Annotated in this window: 20 protein-coding genes; 11 read left to right on the top strand and 9 right to left on the bottom strand. The window is 42.2% G+C overall.

All coding sequences use genetic code 11. The annotated features are described in order from the left end of the window. Positions 1 to 12: 12 nt before the first annotated feature. Both PSU78_RS07020 and PSU78_RS07015 read left to right on the top strand, forming a co-directional pair. Positions 13 to 2,730 carry a nitrate reductase gene (locus PSU78_RS07020; RefSeq protein ID WP_300386270.1) on the top strand — a complete coding sequence of 906 codons (2,718 nt, stop codon included), beginning with the start codon at positions 13 to 15 and terminating at the stop codon, positions 2,728 to 2,730. A 99-nt stretch (positions 2,731 to 2,829) separates the two neighbouring features. Beyond that, on the top strand, positions 2,830 to 3,858 hold the full coding sequence (locus PSU78_RS07015) for a serine protease (RefSeq protein WP_300386267.1): 1,029 nt from the start codon (positions 2,830 to 2,832) through the stop codon (positions 3,856 to 3,858). Between the two features lie 67 nt (positions 3,859 to 3,925). Here the strand turns inward: PSU78_RS07015 and PSU78_RS07010 are convergent, their stop codons facing one another. Beyond that, positions 3,926 to 5,347 carry a sensor domain-containing diguanylate cyclase gene (locus tag PSU78_RS07010; protein WP_300386264.1) on the bottom strand — a complete coding sequence of 474 codons (1,422 nt, stop codon included), beginning with the start codon at positions 5,345 to 5,347 and terminating at the stop codon, positions 3,926 to 3,928. Between the two features lie 383 nt (positions 5,348 to 5,730). On the opposite strand from PSU78_RS07010, the gene alkB reads away from it, so the two are divergent. Next, a complete protein-coding gene (gene alkB, locus PSU78_RS07005; protein ID WP_300386261.1) occupies positions 5,731 to 6,369 on the top strand; it encodes a DNA oxidative demethylase AlkB in 639 nt (212 codons plus the stop codon). A gap of 1 nt (position 6,370) precedes the next feature. On the opposite strand, the gene PSU78_RS07000 is transcribed toward alkB, so the two are convergent. Continuing rightward, positions 6,371 to 6,712 carry a cupin domain-containing protein gene (locus PSU78_RS07000; protein ID WP_300386257.1) on the bottom strand — a complete coding sequence of 114 codons (342 nt, stop codon included), beginning with the start codon at positions 6,710 to 6,712 and terminating at the stop codon, positions 6,371 to 6,373. 112 nt (positions 6,713 to 6,824) lie between these two features. Between PSU78_RS07000 and PSU78_RS06995 the strand changes: the two genes are divergently transcribed. From PSU78_RS06995 to PSU78_RS06970, 6 genes are all read left to right on the top strand, one after another. After that, the gene (locus PSU78_RS06995; protein WP_300386254.1) at positions 6,825 to 7,817 is read left to right on the top strand and encodes an L-threonylcarbamoyladenylate synthase; all 993 of its coding nucleotides are present in this window, start codon (positions 6,825 to 6,827) and stop codon (positions 7,815 to 7,817) included. Between the two features lie 91 nt (positions 7,818 to 7,908). Then, positions 7,909 to 8,268 (top strand): hypothetical protein, encoded by a 360-nt coding sequence (locus tag PSU78_RS06990; RefSeq protein WP_300386252.1) that lies wholly within the window; start codon positions 7,909 to 7,911, stop codon positions 8,266 to 8,268. A 107-nt stretch (positions 8,269 to 8,375) separates the two neighbouring features. After that, positions 8,376 to 8,594 (top strand): hypothetical protein, encoded by a 219-nt coding sequence (locus PSU78_RS06985; RefSeq protein ID WP_300386249.1) that lies wholly within the window; start codon positions 8,376 to 8,378, stop codon positions 8,592 to 8,594. 182 nt (positions 8,595 to 8,776) lie between these two features. After that, on the top strand, positions 8,777 to 10,288 hold the full coding sequence (gene gndA / locus PSU78_RS06980; RefSeq protein ID WP_300386246.1) for an NADP-dependent phosphogluconate dehydrogenase: 1,512 nt from the start codon (positions 8,777 to 8,779) through the stop codon (positions 10,286 to 10,288). A 141-nt stretch (positions 10,289 to 10,429) separates the two neighbouring features. After that, the gene (locus tag PSU78_RS06975) at positions 10,430 to 14,011 is read left to right on the top strand and encodes a TaqI-like C-terminal specificity domain-containing protein (protein ID WP_300386243.1); all 3,582 of its coding nucleotides are present in this window, start codon (positions 10,430 to 10,432) and stop codon (positions 14,009 to 14,011) included. A 22-nt stretch (positions 14,012 to 14,033) separates the two neighbouring features. Then, complete coding sequence (locus tag PSU78_RS06970; RefSeq protein ID WP_300386240.1) at positions 14,034 to 14,675, top strand: Fic family protein; 642 nt, start codon at positions 14,034 to 14,036, stop codon at positions 14,673 to 14,675. On the opposite strand, the gene PSU78_RS06965 is transcribed toward PSU78_RS06970, so the two are convergent. From PSU78_RS06965 to PSU78_RS06940, 6 genes are all read right to left on the bottom strand, one after another. Further along, positions 14,672 to 14,836, bottom strand: coding sequence for a hypothetical protein (locus PSU78_RS06965; protein WP_300386237.1), 165 nt, complete (start codon positions 14,834 to 14,836; stop codon positions 14,672 to 14,674). The two genes, PSU78_RS06970 and PSU78_RS06965, sit on opposite strands and share 4 nt — an antisense overlap. A gap of 251 nt (positions 14,837 to 15,087) precedes the next feature. Further along, positions 15,088 to 16,044, bottom strand: a complete 957-nt coding sequence (locus PSU78_RS06960) for a TerC family protein (RefSeq protein WP_367186329.1) — start codon at positions 16,042 to 16,044, stop codon at positions 15,088 to 15,090. A 60-nt stretch (positions 16,045 to 16,104) separates the two neighbouring features. Beyond that, positions 16,105 to 17,169 (bottom strand): AI-2E family transporter, encoded by a 1,065-nt coding sequence (locus PSU78_RS06955; protein ID WP_300386232.1) that lies wholly within the window; start codon positions 17,167 to 17,169, stop codon positions 16,105 to 16,107. 11 nt (positions 17,170 to 17,180) lie between these two features. Continuing rightward, positions 17,181 to 17,720: a TIGR00645 family protein gene (locus tag PSU78_RS06950; protein ID WP_300386229.1), complete on the bottom strand. Its 540-nt coding sequence runs from the start codon at positions 17,718 to 17,720 to the stop codon at positions 17,181 to 17,183. A 26-nt stretch (positions 17,721 to 17,746) separates the two neighbouring features. Next, positions 17,747 to 18,625: a protease HtpX gene (htpX, locus tag PSU78_RS06945; RefSeq protein ID WP_300386226.1), complete on the bottom strand. Its 879-nt coding sequence runs from the start codon at positions 18,623 to 18,625 to the stop codon at positions 17,747 to 17,749. 103 nt (positions 18,626 to 18,728) lie between these two features. After that, positions 18,729 to 19,076 carry an HPF/RaiA family ribosome-associated protein gene (locus PSU78_RS06940; protein WP_300386223.1) on the bottom strand — a complete coding sequence of 116 codons (348 nt, stop codon included), beginning with the start codon at positions 19,074 to 19,076 and terminating at the stop codon, positions 18,729 to 18,731. A gap of 112 nt (positions 19,077 to 19,188) precedes the next feature. Here PSU78_RS06940 and nhaR point away from each other — a divergent pair, with 112 nt between their 5' ends. Further along, positions 19,189 to 20,085 carry a transcriptional activator NhaR gene (gene nhaR / locus PSU78_RS06935; RefSeq protein WP_300386220.1) on the top strand — a complete coding sequence of 299 codons (897 nt, stop codon included), beginning with the start codon at positions 19,189 to 19,191 and terminating at the stop codon, positions 20,083 to 20,085. Between the two features lie 7 nt (positions 20,086 to 20,092). On the opposite strand, the gene PSU78_RS06930 is transcribed toward nhaR, so the two are convergent. Further along, positions 20,093 to 20,842: a dienelactone hydrolase family protein gene (locus PSU78_RS06930; protein ID WP_300386217.1), complete on the bottom strand. Its 750-nt coding sequence runs from the start codon at positions 20,840 to 20,842 to the stop codon at positions 20,093 to 20,095. A 379-nt stretch (positions 20,843 to 21,221) separates the two neighbouring features. On the opposite strand from PSU78_RS06930, the gene thiS reads away from it, so the two are divergent. After that, a complete protein-coding gene (gene thiS / locus PSU78_RS06925) occupies positions 21,222 to 21,425 on the top strand; it encodes a sulfur carrier protein ThiS (RefSeq protein ID WP_300386214.1) in 204 nt (67 codons plus the stop codon). Positions 21,426 to 21,430: the final 5 nt, after the last annotated feature.

Here is a 21,430-nt window from a genome sequence, read left to right as displayed (position 1 = left end):
GTTCAGCTAAAAGTGATTAAAGAAACCAAATCAACTTGTTGTTACTGCGGCGTTGGCTGCGGTGTCATTATCTCTAGCCAAAATGACAAGATTATTGGCATTAAAGGTGACCCTGATCACCCTGCCAACTTTGGGCGTTTATGTACTAAAGGTTCTACGCTCCATCTTACTGCCAAGCTTGATAACCGCTTGCTGTACCCTGAAATGCGTTTAACGCGTGAAGCCACGCGCAAACGTGTTTCTTGGGACGAGTCGCTTGATTATTTAACCGAACAATTTGCGCAAACTATAGAGAAGCACGGCCCAGACTCCGTGGCTTTTTATATATCAGGCCAGTTGTTAACTGAAGATTATTATGTGTTCAACAAGCTCGCTAAGGGTTTGATTGGTACCAATAACGTCGATACGAATTCACGCCTTTGCATGAGTTCTGCAGTAACGGGCTACAAAGCTACGCTGGGTTCGGATGCCCCACCAGCTTGTTACGAAGATATTGACTCTGCCGAGTGCTTATTTATCACGGGTTCAAATACCGCGTTTGCGCACCCTATTATTTTCCGCCGCATTGAAGATGCTAAGAAAAATAATCCAAATCTAAAAATTGTCGTGGTCGATCCGCGTCGCACCGATACTGCGCAAGCGGCAGATTTACATCTCGCCATTTTGCCAGGCACAGACGTTGCCTTGTATAACGGCATGCTGCATGTATTGCTATGGGAAGGCTTGCTGGATATGGCTTATATCCAAGCGCACACCAACGGTTTTGATGCGTTAAAAGATACCGTGCGTGAATACACGCCAAAAATGGTGGCAGATATTTGCGGCATTAAAGAAGCTGACATTATCACGGCGGCAAAGTGGTTTGGCAAAGGTCCAAGCCTTTCTATGTACTGTATGGGCTTGAATCAAAGCATCCACGGGACAGATAAAAACGCCGCCTTAATTAACTTGCATTTAGCCACTGGGCAAATCGGTAAATTAGGCGCTGGACCGTTTTCACTGACAGGTCAGCCAAATGCTATGGGCGGCCGTGAAGTCGGCGGCATGGCGAATTTATTATCTGCGCATCGCGATTTAGCTAACCCAGAACACCGCGCAGAAGTTGCTACACTCTGGGGTGTAGATAGCGTACCTGCAACACCAGGTAAAACGGCAGTCGAGATGTTTGATGCTGTGAAAGAGGGCAGCATTAAAGCCATCTGGATTGCCTGTACTAATCCAGCGCACTCTATGCCAGATGTGAATAACGTGATTGCAGCCTTACAAAATGCTGAGTTGGTGGTGGTGCAAGATGCTTACAACAACATCGACACCAACCAATATGCAGATGTATTACTGCCTGCCAGCACATGGGGTGAAAAAGAAGGCTCAGTCACCAACACTGAACGACGTATTACCCGCGTGAATCCGGCTGTTTCAACGCCTGCTGAAGCGCGCCATGATTGGGCGATTATCGTAGATTTTGCGCAACGTTTAGAAAAGCGTTTAGCTAAAAACTCCAACTTATTTCCATATACAACGACAGAAGAAATCTTTAACGAACACCGTGAAACCACACGTGGTCGAGATTTGGATATTACTGGTTTAAGCTACAGTTTGCTTAACGAGCAAGGCCCACAACAATGGCCGTTTAAAACGGGTGATACAACTGGCGCAGCACGTTTATACACCGATGGCGTGTTTCAGAAACCAGACGGTAAAGCGCAATTTATGAATACTATCTACAAAGGCACCGCAGATAAAACAGATGCGCGCAATCCGCTGCATTTACTCACAGGCCGTTTGCGTGACCAATGGCACGGTATGAGCCGCACGGGTACAGTGGCACAATTATTTAACCATGCCGAAGAGCCAGTAATTCAGATGAGCGCAGATGACATGATGCGCCGCTCAATCAAAAATGGCGACATCGTCAAAGTCAGCAATAAGCGTGGCAGTTTAGTGTTGGCTGCGCAGTTGTCTGATGAAGTGCAAGCGTCACAAACTTTTATAGCGATGCATTGGGGCAGTCAGTTTATGCACGGCTTGGGCGTGAATGCTTTAATGCCGCCGACTTTTGATAAAACCTCAAAACAGCCAGAGCTGAAGCACACGGCCATCAAAATTGAAAAGCTAGAGTTACCATGGCGAATGACTGTGATGCGCACCATTCAAAACTTAGAGATGTTAGAAAAAGTACGTGGTTTATTAGTACATTTTGATTACGCTACTTGTGGCTTATTTGGCCGCAAAACTGAACGTCATGTTGGCATGCTGATTTTACGTGCAGCCCACACACAAGCGCCAGATAATGCATTGATAGCACAAATTGACCAAATACTAGCGATGACAGATGATATGCCATTACTCAACTATCAAGATGCAAAACGTGGCATCAGTAAACGTATTTTAGTCAATAGTGATAGCGGTAAGCCAGAAGTCACAGGCGTGCGTTTAGTAGGTGAAACGCTAGCTACCGATTGGTTGAAAGAGGTGATGACTGCTGGTGAGTTCACCGCAGAACTTCGTCGCTGGGCGCTAGCGCCACTCAGCACTCCACCAGCAGGACAACGCAGCCGCGGCAAGATTATCTGCAATTGTTTAGATGTCGCAGAAAACGATATTATCGAAACTATCCAACTGGGTGCAGATTTAATTACTCTACAAAATAAACTGAAATGCGGTACAGAGTGCGGCTCTTGCGTACCTGAGCTTAAACGCTTGGTCACACTTCACAGTAAGCATTCATAGTCTCTTAAAAACTGCTGAGTAAGCCTGACAATAAATACTGGAACCAACTCTCAGTTTTACAATCCATTATTCTTGTTAATCCAATAACAAGGCTAAAAGATGAGATTTCAATTCTTAAGTAAATTATTACTTCCCATGATGATGAGTCAGCTCATCGTGATTCAAGTCGCATCGGCAGAGCCATCTCCAGAGTTGGTCTACAATCTCAAGGGTACGATTGTTAAGGTGCATACCGTCACTAAAACAGGCAGGCAAGGCAGTGGCTCGGGTGTGGTGGTGGCGGAAAATTTAGTGGCAACCAATTGCCATGTTTTAGCCGATTCTTTGGGTAGCAATGTGACTGCCATGGGTGAGACATATATCCCTGAAGCAGTTAGAGCCGATTGGAAGCACGATGTATGTATACTTCGTTTTCAATTTCTACCCCTAAAACCAGCGACTTTTGCTGATGATAACCCGCTCGTTTATGAAGCTTCAACCTTTTCAGTTGGTTTCCCAGGTGGTGCAGCCAAGCCACTCACCACCGTGGGTAAGATTAAAGCCTTATACGCCATGGACGATAGTTATGTAATTCGTACATCAGCCTCGTTCCAAATGGGGGCAAGTGGTAGTCCGCTGTTTAATGACCAAGGCAAGTTAATTGGCTTAAATACCGTTAAAAGTCCCGGTGCAAATGCCTATTACTACAATGTGCCTGCTAAATGGATTAAAGCTGCCATGGCATTACCTGAGACCGATAAAGTGATTCAAACAGAGCCAGCCTTTTGGGATGCACCGCTTGAAAAACGCCCATATTGGATGCAAGTAGTGCTGCCGATGCAAGCAGGTAAATGGCAAGATTTGCTGGTGGTTGCTAACGAATGGCAACAGCATGAGCCAACTGAGCCTGAAGCGATTTATTATGATGCACTCGCGCAATATAATCTAGGCGCAGTAGAGCAAGCTAAAGCGGAATTTAAACGAGTTTTAGTACTAAATCCACACCATACTTCTAGCGTTTTAGCACTTGCTAAAATTGCCAAAGAACAAGGCGCATTGGCTGAACTGAAAGACTGGAGTGGTATGCTGAGCGCACTAGATGAGAATACACTTGAGCAACTGAATACGGTAGAAAAAAGCGAAAAATAAATAGCTTAGTCTATTTCAGCGCAGTTTAAGTGCATTAATTCTAAGCAAATTTTAGAGAGTAAATGTATTAAAGGATTGCAGAGTCACCATGGAATCGAATTAAATTCCGACCTTCGTCCTTGGCTGTATACATGGCAGCATCTGCCCAGCTCATGAGGTCAGCCTCGCTGGCTTGATCCTTAATGAATACAACAGCGCCAATGCTGGCAGTGCAGTGATGCTCGATGACCTTATCCTTTTGCCCAACATGCGTTTCTATTAGCAAGTATGGCTTAGATAATACGTCTAGTATTTTTTCAGCGACCAACTTAGTCTCTGAAATGGATTCTGCTTTATCTAGGCTTAACTCATTCAATATCAATACGAACTCATCGCCACCAAGGCGTGCAACCGTATCAACCTCTCTAATACAGCCTGTTAAGCGACTGGCCGCTTCAATTAATAGTAAATCGCCAGCATGATGTCCATGCGCGTCATTAATTGGCTTAAAGTTATCTAGATCGAGAAACATCAGTGCACCATAATATCCACTTCGCTTGCTGGTAGAGATGGCTTTGGTTAACCTGTCGCCTAAGAGGCGTCGGTTAGGCAATTGGGTAAGCGCGTCATAAAAAGCAAAGTTGCGCACTTGCTCTTCCATGTTTTTACGTTCGGTAATGTCTGTATGCGTTCCGCACATGCGAGTCGCTTTGTTATTAACATCCCTTGATACCACTTGCGCTTGATCAAGTATCCACTTGTATTCACCATTTTTTGTGCGCATACGGTATTCAAGCGCATGTGTTGCTGAACGGCCTTCAATATTGTCTTGGATTGATTGCCATGCTATTTTCCTATCGTCAGGGTGAATAAAATCCTCCCATTGCTTGACTGAAAATTCAATATCACTCAATTGATAGCCTAGCATCTCTGCCCAACGCTCATTTCTAGTCACAATATTATTCTTGATGTCCCAATCCCAAAATCCAAGTTGGCTGGCTTTTAATACTAATTGCAGTCTTTGCTCACTCGCATGCAACGCAACTTCAGATTTTTTATATTCATCGACTTCAATCAGTGATGCTTGAGCCTCTTTTAGTGCCTCATACGCTTGTAAACGGTCATAGACCTCTTTATCGTATTGAGAAGGAGAGGGTAACTTTAATGCCTGAGGCGTAATATAGACTAGGGCTATCGCTGTAATCACTGAAATCGTGGCTGTGAAGGCTTTCATGCCCGCGTCTAGCCAGTAAATGGGATTCCAAAAAATGATAATGTCGAGTAAGTGAGTAGTGCCGCAAGAAAGAATAAATGTGCTAAATAGCAAAAAAATCCCACGAAATTGTAAGTCTTTTCTTTGCCAAACAAAGTACGTTAAAGTTAAAGGTATTGAGTAGTAAGCTAACACAATCGCGGCATCAGACGCCACATACAGCCATAAAAGAGTAGGCGACCAGTTAATGCAGTAACCATGTGGCAGCAAATTGCTTGTATTAAGTAATATTGACATGATTAAATTCCAAAAACAAAGTCATCACTAGTGTGGTTTAAATCTGTAGTTTAAATTTTTACTAACTTCTGCTGTTAGTGCCTATATCATTTATCGCGTTTATTACTATTAATATGCTCTATTCCACTCCCAACATTAGAGGAAATGGCTTGGCGGTAGGGATAATGGCGGTGATTTAATTTAAACAATTTCAAATAATGGTTTAAATTTTATGTATGTATAGCATTATTTCGGCAGTTTTGCGAATTAATTTAGGGTGAGTCAATCAAGCGCTAGTCAACTTGCCCTTAACTTTCTCGCTAACATCTTAATATACTCAATAAGTTGACTTAGATAAAAGCGGCTCTGTAAATGCGCTCAATGCCTAAGTAAAGGAAGTTTGAATGGATTTATTTGCGAATATACAGCCAAACAAGCTGGAAATAGTTAAAGATGCTTATTTGCTAAAAAGTTACGCATTAGCGAACGAACAGTCGCTATTGATGGATTTGGCAGAGCTTGTCAGCCAAGCGCCGTTACGTTTCATGATGACAAAAATGGGTTTTGCAATGTCTGCGGCTATGACCAATTGTGGCGCGCTAGGCTGGGTGAGTGACCGCCAAGGTTACCGCTATGATATGAAAGACCCAGCCAATAATAAGCCTTGGCCATTGATGCCAGTTAGTTTTCAGCAACTTGCGGTTTTGGCAGCGGCTGAAGCTGGATTTGATAATTTTCAACCCGATGCATGTTTAATCAATCAGTATCAAGTTGGTGCCAGCATGGGTTTGCATCAGGATAAAAATGAGTTGGATTTTAATCAGCCTATCGTGAGCGTTTCATTGGGAATACCCGCGGTATTTAAATTTGGCGGCTTAGCTCGAACGGATAAAACTCTCAGAATCCCCTTAGTGCATGGTGATGTTATTGTGTGGGGCGGTGAATCACGCCTTAATTTTCACGCTATAGCACCACTGAAAATGAATACGCACCCTATTTTGGGTGCGTATCGGTATAACCTTACTTTTCGAAAAGCAGGTTAAGTTATAGTTTTAACGCCGCTTTAATGCGTTTAAATGTTTGGGTAACAATGTTGCCATCTAATTGATAATGTTTATGCAGTGCTTGTTTTACTTCCCAAGTGATTTTCATGCCAGCTGGAAAAGTCACCAAATCACCCTTACCAAACGTAACAGTGGTGCCGCAGCAAGTCGTCACAACGCACTCACCTTCTAAAATATAAGCAATTTCTTGCTCTGGGAATGCCCATGGAAAAGTAGAAACCTCTTTTTGCCATGTTGGCCATTTACTCACGTTAAGCGTATCAAGTTTTGATTGTGCTGGATTATGTTCAACGGTGATTTCTTTTACTGGCGTTTGTTTCATGATGGGTTCTTAATGAATAGAGATGCGCTATTTTAACGTATCGCAGGCAAATGATGATTGTTAAGTGACATAAGTAGTAAAATAGTCGTTTTGTATCAGCAATTATTTTTATATGCGCATTAGTTTACAAGAAGCCGCAGCAAGGCTTCAAAATGGCGAAGTTGTGGCGATTCCTACCGAAACGGTTTACGGCTTAGCGGCAGACGCGACAAATGATATTGCGTTGCAGAAAATCTTTACAACAAAGCAGCGCCCTGCTGACCATCCGCTAATCGTACATATTGCCGATATAAGTCAAGTTAACGAGTGGGCTGCAGAATTCCCAGAAGTTGCAGTTAAACTAGCCAGAGCCTTTTGGCCTGGTGCCCTTACCTTAATACTGCCAGCGAAAAATCATGTTTCACGTGTGGTGCGTGGCGGCGAGCCAACTATTGCCTTACGTGTACCAAATCATCCTGTAGCTTTAGAACTGCTAAGATTAAGCAAGTTAAGCGTTGCCGCGCCATCGGCTAATTTATTTACCCAACTTAGCCCAACTACGGCGGCTCACGTTGAAGCGGGATTAGGTGCGAGTATTCCAGTGTTAGATGGCGGTGCCTGCCAAGTGGGCATTGAGTCAACTATAGTGAGTGTCGCAACTGATGGGGAGTGGCAACTACTACGCCCTGGAATGATTAGCGAGGCCGATATTGCTAAAGTAGTAGGCAAGCCGCAGCGGAAAACGGTAAGTGAATACGCTATGAATAAGGCAAATGCGAAAACTTTAACTCCGAAAGCCCCAGGTCAGCATGCATTGCACTACTCCCCACGCACACCATTATTACTATTTAAAGATAGGGCCGCTTTACTTGAGACCTCTGAGCAATTAATAAACACAGGCAAAACTTGTGCTGCCTTGTTAATGGGCGATGGCAATAAGCCTCGCTGTCATACTGCTCAGTTATCTAATCAACCAGCAGAAGTGGCCGAGAAGTTATATGGCGCTTTACATCAACTTGATGCCTTAAAAGTGGATAGATTGTTAGTTGAACTGCCGCCAGATAGTCCGTCTTGGGCGGCGGTGTTGGATAGATTAAGCCGCGCTGGCTTTAATAAAGAGATATGAGTTTAATAAAAATAGTTAGCTTATGCATACATGGCAAGCGCATGTATGATTTAGGTTTGCATCAAGCGTTATAAATTTAAGGATTCAAAGTATGACAAAAAAATTAAATCAATGGATTATCTTGGCAAGTTTAATAGCAATGCAGCCGTCATGTAGTTCTTTTAACCTTAATCCGTTTAGTACTAGTGTGCAGGTGCAATCACGCACGCCACAAAATGCAATCGCCTATCAATGTGAAGAAGGTAAGCAATTTTATGTGCGTATGCTAAATAACGGTAATGATGCTTGGTTGATTTACCCTGATCATGAAGTGAATTTAGCTAAATCTACGGACAATAGTAATCGCTTTACTAGCGGCAATATTACGCTGTTGATTAACGGTGATACAACGACCTTAAATGATGGTGAGAAAATCGCTTATACTGGCTGCAAGCCACCAGTCAAAAAGTAAGTTGGCGATACTATTTAGCCCTTGCCTATAGCAGTAAAAGGGCGTAATTTAACGGTTCAACATTGAACTCTTGTATTAACTGCGGTATTAACTATGGAGGTTTCACCATGGATAATAAGTACGGTTTGGGTAGCACTAAAGTGGCTACCGAACACCATGAAACACATCATAAGGCGCCAGTAGAAACGGCTAAACACTGCAAGTTCTGCGGCAGTGCAGACTTGATATTAAGTCCAACCATGCATGATCATCGTTGCGCGCAATGCGGAGAGCTACAAAACGATGTGCCACAAGGCTACTCTTCAGGACGAAGTAGTGATTTCTAGGTGTAAATTCACCACTATTGTCTAGCGTCAAAGGCAACTCAAATATTTTTCCAATAAACGCTCGAAAAAAGCAAAATAAAGCACTAATTATGCGAATTTATAACGATTTAATTCGCTAAAAGTTTTATAATCTCGCGTACAAAAACACCCTTTCCATTAAACAACTCCAAAAGAGAAGATAAATGTCTACACAAAATGCTGATATTGGCCTAGTTGGCCTAGCTGTTATGGGCCAAAACTTGGCTCTGAATATTGCCGATCATGGCTATACCATTGCGGTTTATAACCGTGATTCTAAAAAAATGGTGAACTTCATTGAAGAATGTAAAAAGAATGAGCCATCACACGAACGTGTTGTAGGTCATGCTGATTTAGCTTCATTTGTTTTAAGCATCAAACGCCCACGTAAAATCATTTTGTTAGTTAAAGCTGGAAGCGCAACAGACGTTACGATTAATGCTTTATTACCTTTCTTAGAGCAAGGCGACATCATTATTGACGGTGGTAACTCATTGTGGACAGATACTATCCGCCGTGAAAAAGAATTAGCTGTTAAAGGCATCGACTTCATCGGTTCTGGCGTTTCAGGTGGTGAAACTGGCGCACGTTTCGGCCCTTCATTAATGCCATCAGGTACACGTAAAGCATGGGCGAGTTTAGAGCCAATTTGGCGCGACATCGCTGCTAAAGTAGACGCTAAAACAGGCGAGCCTATGGAAGGTGGAACACCAGGTAAGCCAGTGGTTGGCGGTTTTGCTTGTGCTGAATACATTGGCCCAGATGGTGCTGGTCATTATGTAAAAATGGTGCACAACGGTATTGAATATATCGACATGCAATTGATTTGCGAAGCTTACTGGTTGATGAAAAACTTGCTTGGCATGCCAGCAAATGAAATCGGTAAAGTATTTGAAGAGTGGAACAAAGGCGAGTTATCAAGCTTCTTGATTGAAATTACCGCTGATATTCTGCAACAAAAAGACCCAATGGGTCCTGGCTTCTTGGTAGACAAGATTCTAGATACTGCTGGTCAAAAAGGTACAGGTCAATGGACTGCAGCGAACGCGCTTGAATTAGGCGCACCAGCTAACGCGATTGCTGCGGCAGTTTATGCACGCGCACTTTCAAGCTTAAAAGAAGAGCGTGTTGAAGCTAGCAAAATCTTAAAAGGCCCAGAAATTAAAGTTGAAGGCGACAAAAAAGCCATTATCGAAGCGATTAAAAACGCTTTATATTGCTCAAAAATCTGTGCTTACGCGCAAGGTTTCCAATTGATTGATAAAGCACAAGTAGCTTACAACTGGAAATTGAACTTCGGTGAAATCGCTCAAATCTGGCGCGGTGGTTGTATTATCCGCGCACGTTTCTTGCAAAAAATCACTGATGCTTACGCATTGAACTCACGCTTGAAAAACTTGATGCTAGATCCATACTTCACGCAAGCCATGAACGATGGTCAAGAAGGTTGGCGTAAAGTGATTGCCTTGGCAGTCACAAACGGTATTCCAGCGCAAGGTTTTGCAGCGGCTATGGCATATTATGATGGTTACCGCAGTGCCGTGTTGCCAGCTAACTTGCTACAAGGTCAACGTGACTACTTCGGTGCGCATACTTATGAGCGTACTGACAAACCACGTGGTGAGTTCTTCCACTTGGATTGGCCAGAAGCAGGTCGTCCACAATTAGAAATCTAATAGTTAGAAGCTAAGATTTGAAATTAAAAAGCCCGCGAAAGCGGGCTTTTTAATTTTGTAGTTGCAACTGTTATCTTGCCTAATCAGCTTCTTGTGTAGATAATCAATTATTCGAATAACATCAATTAAATTAAACATTCAATGAAGTTAAATAAACAAAAGCCTAGAAACTTCATCAACCCACTTCTATCTCGCAAAGCGTTAGATGCTGACAAGTTTAACGCTTTTAAACAGGCATTAGAGCACTATAAAAAATCTCTTGCCGACCAAATAAGCACCAATCAAACCGAGCCTAACATTGTTGCTAGCGCACTCAAGCCATTTTTAGATAGTTTTGGCTACAAAAGTGAACCATATAGTCAAAAGGGGCAAATCAGCATTGACTTAGCGGTGATGCAAAACCTAAAACCTTCGGTAATTATTGAAGCAAAAATGCCTAATAGTACCGACATGATTGTGGAACAAGACTTAAACAGAAAGTCATTTCAGCAAGCTATTATGTATTTTATGAATGAGCGCGCAAAAGACAATAAAGCACTTTTTCATATTATTGTGACCGACTTTAATAACTGGTTTGTATTTGACGCTAAAGATTTTGACCGATTATTTTGGCGTAACTCCACCGTAAAAAAGTTATACGATGCGCACACCAGCAAATCGTTATTAGGCGACACCACAGCAGAGTTTTACCAAGCACTTGAGCGCGAACTACCCAAGCTTAAAAAAGACTTACTAGACCCTGAAGAAATAGAATGTGCGCACTTTAATGTTCAGCTGCCAGCCAATGAAAAAGAACTCACCGCCATTTACAAACTATTAAGCGCTGATTGCTTACTCAAAGAATTTAACCCAAACGATGCCAACAGCTTAAACCGCGATTTTTATACCGAATTGCTTTATATTTTAGGGCTAGAAGAAAGCAAAGATGGCGGTAAGAAAATCATCGGCCGCGCCAAAAACCCGCAAAATGGCACGCTGTATGAAAACATTAGCCACAAACTTGCGCAATACAACAAACCAAATGACTTTGAGGCAGTGATTAAGCTCATTATTATTTGGGTAAATCGTATTCTATTTTTAAAATTGCTTGAATCACAAATTGTGAAATGGACAGGCAATAAAGACCACAAGTTTTTAAACCCCAACACGCTAGACCAATACGATGCGCTCGAAACCCTATTTTTTGAAGTGCTCGCCAAGCCCATAGATAAACGCTACGTGCGTGAGTTTGACCATATCCCTTACCTTAACAGCTCGCTTTTTGAAGTGCACCCAGATGAAAACAGCGGCATTAAGGTTTCTAACTTAGTCGATAACGTCACCATAGATTATTACGCCAAAACCGTAGTGAAAGACAGCAACAACCAACGCAAAACAGGCAAAGTGAGCACGCTGCCTTACTTATTGGCTTTTTTAGATGCTTTTGATTTTGCCAATGACAGCGATGAAGAGCTGGTGAGCCAATCAAAATCGCTCATTAGCGCCTCGGTACTCGGTTTAATATTTGAAAAAATTAACGGCTATAAAGACGGTAGCTTTTACACGCCAAGCTTTATTACCATGTACATGGCGCGCGAAACCATTACCAAAACCATTATTGATAAATTCAATGCGGCAAAAGGCTGGCAATGTAAAACGCTCACCGATTTACATAATAAAGACTTAGAGATAACAGAAGCCAATACGCTGATTAACAGCATTAAAATTTGTGACCCAGCCGTGGGTAGCGGTCACTTTTTAGTTTCTGCACTCAATGAAATGCTGCGTATTAAAAGCGAGCTTGGCGTGCTGGTGAGCGAAGACGGCAAGCGTATTAAAGACTACAGCTTAAGCATAGAAAACGACGAGTTAATTATCAAAAGCCCAGAAGGCGAGCTATTTGAATATAAAAAGAACCACACCGAAAAAACCCGTATTCAAAAAACCCTGTTTAAAGAAAAACAACTACTCATTGAAAACTGCCTGTTTGGTGTGGACATTAACCCAAACTCAGTCAATATTTGCAGGCTAAGGCTTTGGATAGAACTACTCAAAAATGCCTACTATAAAGATGATGGCCAGCTAGACACCTTGCCAAATATCGACATTAATATTAAATGTGGCAACAGCTTAATTAGCCGCTTTGGTTTAACAGATGACTTAGACAGCAAAACCATCAAAGCCGAGATTCAAGATTACAAACAAAAAGTAACACAATATAAAGAAAATATTGGCAGCAAGCACGATGTGTTACAAAGCATTGATGCCATGAAAGCCAAGTTTCAAGAAAAGCTTAAAAGTGGGCACGCCGTCACTAAAGCACTCAATATCAAGCTAACAGAATACGTAAAGCAATTTAGCTTTGATGGCTTAAGCAAAGAGTTAGAAATGATGGCGTTTATAGACCTCGGCTTAAGAGGCAAACAAGCCGAAATGTTTGCCATAGCCACCAATGAAAAAAGCCAAGATGCCAAGCTAAAAGAAGTAAAAACAGCACTCATTAAAAAGCAAGAAATTGAAAGCGGCGCTATTTACCAAAACGCCTTTGAATGGCGCTTTGAGTTCCCTGAAGTGCTCAATGAACAAGGTGACTTTGTGGGTTTTGATGTGGTGATTGGTAATCCGCCTTACGGTGCGCACTTAGGTGAAAACGATAAGGCTTTTTATCTAAACTATTACAAACATCAAGATTATCAATTAGATACATATTTGCTATTTATAGAGAGAAGTGTTGAGTTATTAAAGCAAAATGCTTTTTTAAGCTACATAATCCCTAATACTTGGCTAACAAACCTCAAGTTGAGGAAAATTAGAGAATTCATTATTTCTCAAACATACATACACGAAATCGCAAGCTATCAAAAATCCGTATTTGATGAAGCTGTAGTTGATACAGTGTCAGTTTTTCTTAAAAAAACGACTGAAAAAAACAACTCTATCCCTATAAAAGATTATGCATCTAGTGATGATTTGTCTCGGCTAATTGCCGCATCTCAATCAAAATGGGCTGATTTGAATGGAGATGCGATAAATATTTTTATGGCATTACCAACTTTAGAACTAAAGTCTAAAATTGAAGAAAATAATATATTACTTGGTGATTTATTTAATGTTGTTGTAGGCCTTAAGCCATATCAAAAAGGTAAAGGTAAGCCGAAGCAAACGGCAGAGACCGTTGAGAAAAGAGTTTTTGATGCGACTTTTCAGATTGATGATACGTATAAAAAACTTTTAAGAGGTTCAGATATAACGCGTTACGAAACTCGCTGGGATGGTTCTCGTTGGATAAAGTTTGGAGAGTGGCTAGCAGAACCTAGATATAGTGCTAATTTTGAAGCTAACGAAAAAGTAGTTGTTAGGCAGACTGGCGATACAATCATTGCTGCTTTAGATAAAGAGCAATTTGTTTGTATGAATAACTTGCATGTAATCACGGCTGGCAGTAGTAAATTAGAGTTAAGGTATTTGTTGGCATTACTTAACTCCAAACTAATTGATTACTATCACAGTTTGCTAAACCCTGAGAAAGGTGAGGCTTTGGCTGAGGTGAAAAAAGAAAATCTTGCTAGGTTACCAATAAAAGAGGCAGAAAACCAGAAGCCTTTTGTTGATAAAATAGATTCAATTATTTTAGCTAGACAAAATAACCAAGACACCAGCGTGCTTGAAGCTGAGCTAGACGCCATGGTGTATGCGCTTTATGGCATGAGTGACGATGAAATTAAGCTGATTGAGGGCTCGTGACTGGTAACGGATATTACAAAATATGAATAGCACACGTTACAGCACGGATGGTTTAATTGAAACGCAGTTTCAAGCTGGCTCACATGGGCGAGTGCTTAAAAACTTAGCTAATATTAAGCGTAAACGTGAAATGGATGCGCTTGAAGCAACCAATCTTTTTAAAGTCACTATGTGGGCGATTCAAAATTATTCTGCCGAGCTTAGATTTACAGCGCAAGATATAAACGACCTTCATCAACATTGGCTAGGCACAATTTACGCATGGGCAGGCCAGCATAGGCAGGTGAATATTAGCAAGGGTAATTTTAATTTTGCGATGGCAGCACAAGTCACGCGCTTAATGGCGGAATTTGAACGTGATGTATTAGCAAAATATACCCCCTGTAATTTTAATAGCCGTGATGAAATTATCGAAGCATTAGCGGTGACGCATTGTGAGCTGGTACTCATTCACCCTTTTAGAGAAGGTAACGGACGTACATCTCGCTTACTGGCTACTTTAATGGCCTTGCAAGCAGGTTTGCCGTTGCTGGATTTTTCGGGGATTACAGGTAAAGAAAAACAAGCTTATTTTCAAGCGGTGCAATTAAGCATGAGTAGAGATTACGAACCGATGAAAAATGTTTTCAAAAAAGTAGTCGCACGAAGCGAGCGAGAGCGTTAGCGCTTTGCTATTTTAAGGCTAGGTGTCGCAAGTGCTTTTTCAGCAGGCTTTTTAACACCTTCAATGGCCATAGATGAAAGCACATTAACACGCAAAGCCTGCTCAAATACTTTTGCATTAGCAAGATATGGGTTTTGAGACAATAAAGAATTTTTAAGCATAAATGTAGTATAGGCTTGGTTAATCATAATTTCAACATATAGGGCGGAATAGCTCTTTACCCCTCGCTTTAGAGGCTTCTGTCATTCGGCGCAATACACTACGCTATGACGCCCTACTTAGCTGCAAACAAAAAGGCACTGCCCTGAACCGGTTCTTGGCATCACCATTTTTGCTAAGTGCTGAAGCACTAAGTCGAATGCGAAAGCCGCATGGATATTGGCTTGCAGGGCAGTGCCTTTTAAAGGCTTTACTAGTGTGAAGGCTTAGGACGTGTGCTTTTTAGGCTGAGTAATATGCTAATGCCTAGCACCGCAATGACCACCGCTAGTGAAACTGCAACTGGTATTTTAAACCATTCTACAATGAGCATTTTTGTGCCTACAAACATGAGTACAACGGCTAAGCCATATTTGAGTAAGTGAAATCTGTCGGCCATGTCTGCCAATAAAAAATACAGTGCGCGTAAGCCTAGAATCGCAAAAATATTGGAAGTGAATACGATAAATGGGTCACTAGTAATGGCAAAAATTGCTGGAATACTGTCCATTGCAAAAATTACGTCTGAGAATTCGACCAAAACTAATACTAAAAACATCGGCGTGAACCAGCGAACACCATTTTTAGTAATCCAGAATTTGTCACCGTGATAACTATCGGTAATGCGCATGTGGCGGCGCAGCCAACTGAGCAATGGATTTTGTGCTAAATTTGTCTCTTGGTCTGCGAAAACAAACATCTTGATGCCAGTAATTAGCAAAAATGCGCCAAACACATAAAGTACCCAATGAAACTCGGCAATTAGCCATGCACCAAGCAGTATCATCAATGCTCGCAATACAATTGCGCCTAGTACGCCATAAACTAGCACGCGCTTTTGATATTCAATGGGCACGGCAAAGTAAGAAAACAGCATGACGAAAACAAAAATATTGTCCATCGCTAAGGTTTTTTCTAGCAAGTAACCGGTGAGATATTCCATCGTTTTGGCATCGGCTATCGCACGCCCTGATGTGTGGTCTAACCAAGACCACAATGCGCCACCAAACAATAGTGCTAGTGAAAACCAAATGAATGACCAAACAAGCGCCTCTTTAGCGCTGACTTTGTGCGCGCCTTTGCGGCCTAATGCGAACATGTCTATAGATAGCATAGCCACCACAAATAGGCCAAAACCCGACCACATCCACCATGTTCCAATTGATTGCATTTCACCCATTTTATTTTTCCTTTTTAGTTCTTAGTGCTAAGTTTGTATATTTGCTATTGATTAATTCACTGTTGCTACTTCATCCAAATGTGCGGTCCACTCACGCCAAACCGCCCATACAACTGATAGCACAATTGGTCCGATAAATAGGCCAACCAAGCCAAATGCTAGCAGCCCACCTAGCACACCAAACAGCACTAATAGAAAGGGTATGGGGCTAATACTACTAATGAATAATGGCCTTAGCACATTATCAAGTTGGCTAACGATAGCGGCTCCCCAAATCCATACGCCAATAGCCGCAGCAGTTTCACCTTGCAACAATAACAACAGCCCTGCTGCGCCCCAAGCTAAAGGTGTTCCGAATGGAATAAGCGCTAATATCATCGTCAGTAAGCCAAACATTACTGGTGAAGTTAAGCCTGCGACCCAATAACCAAGCCCAGCCACAACACCTTGTACTAAAGCAGTGAGTAAAATTCCGTACACAACAGCGCGAGTAGTAGTGCCTGCAGCATGTAAATAATCATGCACTTGGGCGCCTATAAAGCGCTCTAAAACGTGACGTAATTCGCGCACAATCCTTGTGCCGTCACGAAAAAAGAAAAATAAAATAACCACAACGAGTATCATTTTGGCCAAGTTTTTGCCTAAGCCACCTGCTAGTGTGCTCAGGTCTGCTGTGTGCGCCGCAAGCCAAGTTTTAATGACTAGTGAGGCGCCATTTGGATTGGCAGTAAAGTGAGCCTGCTGTTGCATTAACCATTCACCTATCCAAGGCATGCTGCGTAATGCTTCTGGCACTGGCGGAGGGTTAGCCAAAAATGCCTGAAGCGCAGGAAACAAATGACCAATTTCCTGTTGAGCTAGCCAGATTAACCAAACTAGTGGTAAGAATATTGTCAGTGCTAACAATGCAGTAGCTAAAAAAGCGGCCAAGGTATCTTTATTGTTACATCCGCGCCTAATTCTTTCAGCCACTGGCCATGATGCATAAGCCAAAACACTTGCCCAAGCGATAGGTGCAAGAAACGGTGCAACAACCATAGACGCGAGTGCAACTAAGCCGCCTAATGCGAGCCATGGCACAAGGCGACGACTAAATTTAGTTTTAGCATTTAGCACTAACTCAAACCTTACTTACTTTTAGTACCATGGCTGCCACCAGCAATTCTGTCCATCAGCGCAAACATCACACCAGAAAATACTAGCGTTAAGTGAATACCCACTAACCAAGCAAGTTGATAATTTCCATTAGGCTCAGCCAACACTTCTTTTACGTTGATAAAGTATTTAAGTAGCTCAATCCCAGAAATCGCCACGATAGAGCCAATCAGCTTTAATTTTAAATCAGAAAATCCAACATGTCCCATCCACTCTGGGCGGTCTTCATTATCGCCAGTATCAATTTTAGAGACAAAGTTTTCATAGCCAGCAAAAATGATAATAAGCAGCAAGTTTGCGACCAAGGTAATATCAACTAAGGTCAAAATCCCCAATAATGCTTCGCCACCATCCCCACTAAACACTGTGGGGATGAGGACGAAGAATGCCTTGGCAAACTTAACTAATAACAAGGCAATGCCTGCAATTAAACCTATGTAAAAAGGTACTAACAGCCAACGACTTCCAAACATAAAATGCTCTAAGAACAATTCAATACGTTTCATTTTCATTTTAAGTCTCGTTTTTTATAAGCTATTTATGCATTATTACGCAACGCAGCAATGCGTTCAGATAGGTCTGGGTGGCTTGAAAACAAGCGTTTGAATCCGCTGGATCCGCCACCAGAAATGCCTGAAGCAGCCATTTGTTTTGGTAAGGCAGATGGTTCGTGTTCTGCTTGCAAACGCTCTAAAGCAGCAATCATCTTTTTGGCACTGGATAATTTAGCCGCACCAGCATCAGCACGAAACTCACGCTGACGCGAGAACCACATCACGATTATGGAAGCCAATACGCCCAATAATAGTTCTGCGATAATCATTGTGACAAAGAATGCAGGGCCAGTGCCTTTTTCAGTTTTGAAGATAATCTTATCTACTGCATAACCAATGACGCGTGACAGAAACATCACAAAAGTATTCACCACGCCTTGAATTAAGGTGAGCGTAACCATGTCGCCATTCGCAATGTGTGAAACTTCGTGCGCCAGCACGGCTTCGGCTTCATCTTTGCTCATTTTATTGAGTAAGCCAGTCGATACTGCGACTAAGGAACTATTTTTAGTCATCCCTGTTGCAAAGGCATTCACTTCAGGGGAGTCAAATACCGCCACTTCTGGCATTTTGATGCCGACCATATCTGCCTGAGCACGCACCGTTTTAATCAGCCAAGTTTCAGTAGGCGTACGTGCTTCTGCAATGACTACCGCGCCAGACATGCGTTTGGCAGACCACTTAGACATTGCCAGTGAGATAAACGCACCACCAAACCCCATAATGGCGGCAAATGCCAGTAAGTTGCCTAAATCTAATCCGTTAGCATTGAGGTAAGGTTCCACGCCAAGGATGCGCATGGTCAGAGACAGTACCAACATAATGGCAAGGTTGGTGGCTAAAAAATAAATAATACGTTTCATTGCGAACTCCAAAACATCAAATATTGAGCGGTTAATGTCATCTTTAGTTTGCTCAAGCTAAAGTACTGGTAAAACTAAAATATTTATAAAACATTAAGTTTGTTTAGTCATCTGTGGCTAATGGTATAGGTGCAGAGTCGTAAGAATGTTCACGGTGTTTTTCCAGTCGTCTAGTCAGTGTGCGAGCGCAGCGGTCGCTCGCGCGATCAATAGCCACATATAAATCAGCTTCAGTGTCTTCTATGACAATGTTACTGTGTCCCGCCAATACCAAATTAATTTGGCATCTTTTATCTATTCCACCGCGCGGCCCATTGATGTCGGCTAAGCTAATACGAGCGTGCATCACATGCCCATCATTTCTATCGAGCGCAAACTGCATGCGACGTGTGGCGTAATCGCGAATTCCATCGGTTAATGAAAAACCATTTGTTTGAATATCAAGTTGCATCTTAATCTCCTAAGTAAGCATTAACGTTTGTATATACTAGGGGAATTAACACATCGTAAAAATAAAGATTATACTGATAGATAACTCGTAAAAAACTGATGGTTGACCTATTATGTTGAACTACAAACAATTGAATTATTTTTGGCAAGTGGCGCGCGCTGGCAGCATCGCCCGTGCTAGTGAGCAGCTTGACCTCACCCCACAAACGCTTAGCGGTCAAATTGGATTGTTGGAAACTTCGTTGGAAGCGACATTGTTTAAGCGTGTTGGCCGTGGGCTAGAACTGACAGAAACAGGTCGTTTAGCTTTATCTTACGCGGATGAGATTTTTGAAATAGGTGCGGAGATGGAGCAAGCGCTAAGTGGCGGTACCGTGAAACAAGTGGCCACTTTTAGAGTGGGTATTGCCGATGTGATGCCTAAATCAATCGTTTACCGTTTACTTGCGCCAGCGATGACGCTGAATGAGCCGATAAAAATTATCTGCAGAGAAGATAAGTTAGATAAGTTGCTGGGCGATTTAGCCATACATCGTTTAGATTTAGTGCTGTCAGATAGACCTATGCCTGAGCAATTGGATATCAAAGCTGATAATCATAAACTCGGTGAATGTGGCATCAGTTTTTTTGCGACACCCACATTGGCGGCAAAGTACAGAGAAGGCTTCCCTGCCAGTTTGAGTCATGCGCCCTTATTAGTGCCTAGTTTAGATACGATGATGCGAGGCAGGTTAATGCGCTGGTTTGATACGAAGCGCATACGCCCACAAATTGTTGGGGAATTTGACGACAGTGCGTTGATGAAGGCTTTTGGTCAGGCAGGTATCGGTATTTTTATGGCGCCTTCAGTCATTGCATCGGAAATTGAGCGGCAGTATGGGGTGGTTGAACTTGGCAAAACTGAAGAGGTGCAAGATTATTACTACGCCATCTCAGTTGAGCGGCGTTTTGATCATCCAGCCGTCGCGGCAATCCGCGATACGGCGAAACAAACGCTTTTTAAAAGTTAAAGTTTGATTACATTGTTCTGCTGAATAGATTCAGCGCTAATTGATAGCATAGTATGGCAGTCTGCGCATCGTAGCGCTCATCGCCATCACGCATAAAGGCATGTTGTGCATTGAACTCATGCCAAGTAAATGTGAGGTTAGCTTCAGTTAACTTGTTGTAGACCTGCGTACGTCCAGCAGTTGGAATGTGCGTATCTTGCTTGCCCCAAATCATCAACAGCTCGCCAGTAATGTCGCTCAGGCGTTCCATGCTGTGCTGACCTGGTTTATTTGGAATAGTCATTGAGTGTAAATCGGTTGCATAGAAACAAGCGGTACTTTTGATTTCTGGTTGTAAGGCAGCGCGGAAAGCTAAGTGACCACCGATACAAAAGCCCATTGCGCCAATGTTGCCGTCATACCAATCTTGTTGTTTGATATAGGCAATCATTGCTTGGTTATCTGTGTCATAACCTTGCACATCTTTGGCAGCTTTGTCTGCATTGCCTTTATCGCGACCAGCATCGTCATATGCCAGAACAGTGCCAATAGGATTTAACTCATGAAATACTTCTGGTACCAGCACTACATAACCATGACTAGCGATGATTTTAGCTGCGCTTTCAATCGGACCAGTTTGCTGAAAAATTTCTGAATAAAATAAAATGGTAGGAAATTTGCCACCAGCACTAGGTTTGCCGCCGACAGGGCGATGAATATACGTGCGCATCACACCTGTTGGGGTATTGATGTCTGCGATTTGGCTTTGAACTTTCATTGCTTACCTTCTAAATGATCGTGTAAAAAAATAATTTTGCTATTGTACAACGATGAAATTCATTAAGGTAAGGATGATGTTGAATAACATGGCAATTTGAGAGGCATGCAAATTAATAAAATGACATCACGACTGCTTAATAGGGGCCGCATCGTATTTGAGATGCTGTGCTGTGAACTATTTTTTAATACATAGTCCATATATTTTGGATTCTTGAATACTTTCAAAGTACTATGAAAATTAAAGTGCTACTGAAAATAGTCGAGATAAGGTTTGCTATATAAGCTACTAATTTCGTAAAATGATGTTTTATATTGTAATTATTTATGCGGCGCATCAATAATTACTTCTTGCTAAAGTTCACGCGATGTCAGTCACAATGCAACTCATTATTAATGGTAAGCCTCGCAGTTTTGATGCGGAAAATTTCACAGTAGCGCAATTGGTAGCCCAGCTTAATTTAGAAGGCAAACGCCTTGCTATTGAATGTAATGGTGAAATAGTGCCGCGTAGTCAGTTTGCGGATAAGCAGTTAACCGATGGAGATAAGTTGGAAATAGTTGGTGCGGTAGGTGGCGGCTAGCGCTG

The organism is Methylotenera sp. (assembly GCF_029945705.1).
In the GTDB taxonomy this organism is placed as follows: Bacteria; Pseudomonadota; Gammaproteobacteria; order Burkholderiales; family Methylophilaceae; genus Methylotenera.
This window is presented reverse-complemented; position numbering and strand designations above follow the sequence as displayed.

Bases quoted from the DNA above. Each gene is read 5' to 3' on its own strand.
- PSU78_RS07015 (WP_300386267.1), top strand. From the start codon at position 2,830: ATGAGATTTCAATTCTTAAGTAAATTATTACTTCCCATGATGATGAGT.
- PSU78_RS07010 (WP_300386264.1), bottom strand. From the start codon at position 5,347: ATGTCAATATTACTTAATACAAGCAATTTGCTGCCACATGGTTACTGC.
- alkB (WP_300386261.1), top strand. From the start codon at position 5,731: ATGGATTTATTTGCGAATATACAGCCAAACAAGCTGGAAATAGTTAAA.
- PSU78_RS07000 (WP_300386257.1), bottom strand. From the start codon at position 6,712: ATGAAACAAACGCCAGTAAAAGAAATCACCGTTGAACATAATCCAGCA.
- PSU78_RS06995 (WP_300386254.1), top strand. From the start codon at position 6,825: ATGCGCATTAGTTTACAAGAAGCCGCAGCAAGGCTTCAAAATGGCGAA.
- PSU78_RS06990 (WP_300386252.1), top strand. From the start codon at position 7,909: ATGACAAAAAAATTAAATCAATGGATTATCTTGGCAAGTTTAATAGCA.
- PSU78_RS06985 (WP_300386249.1), top strand. From the start codon at position 8,376: ATGGATAATAAGTACGGTTTGGGTAGCACTAAAGTGGCTACCGAACAC.
- gndA (WP_300386246.1), top strand. From the start codon at position 8,777: ATGTCTACACAAAATGCTGATATTGGCCTAGTTGGCCTAGCTGTTATG.
- PSU78_RS06975 (WP_300386243.1), top strand. From the start codon at position 10,430: ATGAAGTTAAATAAACAAAAGCCTAGAAACTTCATCAACCCACTTCTA.
- PSU78_RS06970 (WP_300386240.1), top strand. From the start codon at position 14,034: ATGAATAGCACACGTTACAGCACGGATGGTTTAATTGAAACGCAGTTT.
- PSU78_RS06965 (WP_300386237.1), bottom strand. From the start codon at position 14,836: ATGCTTAAAAATTCTTTATTGTCTCAAAACCCATATCTTGCTAATGCA.
- PSU78_RS06960 (WP_367186329.1), bottom strand. From the start codon at position 16,044: ATGCAATCAATTGGAACATGGTGGATGTGGTCGGGTTTTGGCCTATTT.
- PSU78_RS06950 (WP_300386229.1), bottom strand. From the start codon at position 17,720: ATGAAAATGAAACGTATTGAATTGTTCTTAGAGCATTTTATGTTTGGA.
- htpX (WP_300386226.1), bottom strand. From the start codon at position 18,625: ATGAAACGTATTATTTATTTTTTAGCCACCAACCTTGCCATTATGTTG.
- PSU78_RS06940 (WP_300386223.1), bottom strand. From the start codon at position 19,076: ATGCAACTTGATATTCAAACAAATGGTTTTTCATTAACCGATGGAATT.
- nhaR (WP_300386220.1), top strand. From the start codon at position 19,189: ATGTTGAACTACAAACAATTGAATTATTTTTGGCAAGTGGCGCGCGCT.
- PSU78_RS06930 (WP_300386217.1), bottom strand. From the start codon at position 20,842: ATGAAAGTTCAAAGCCAAATCGCAGACATCAATACCCCAACAGGTGTG.
- thiS (WP_300386214.1), top strand. From the start codon at position 21,222: ATGCAACTCATTATTAATGGTAAGCCTCGCAGTTTTGATGCGGAAAAT.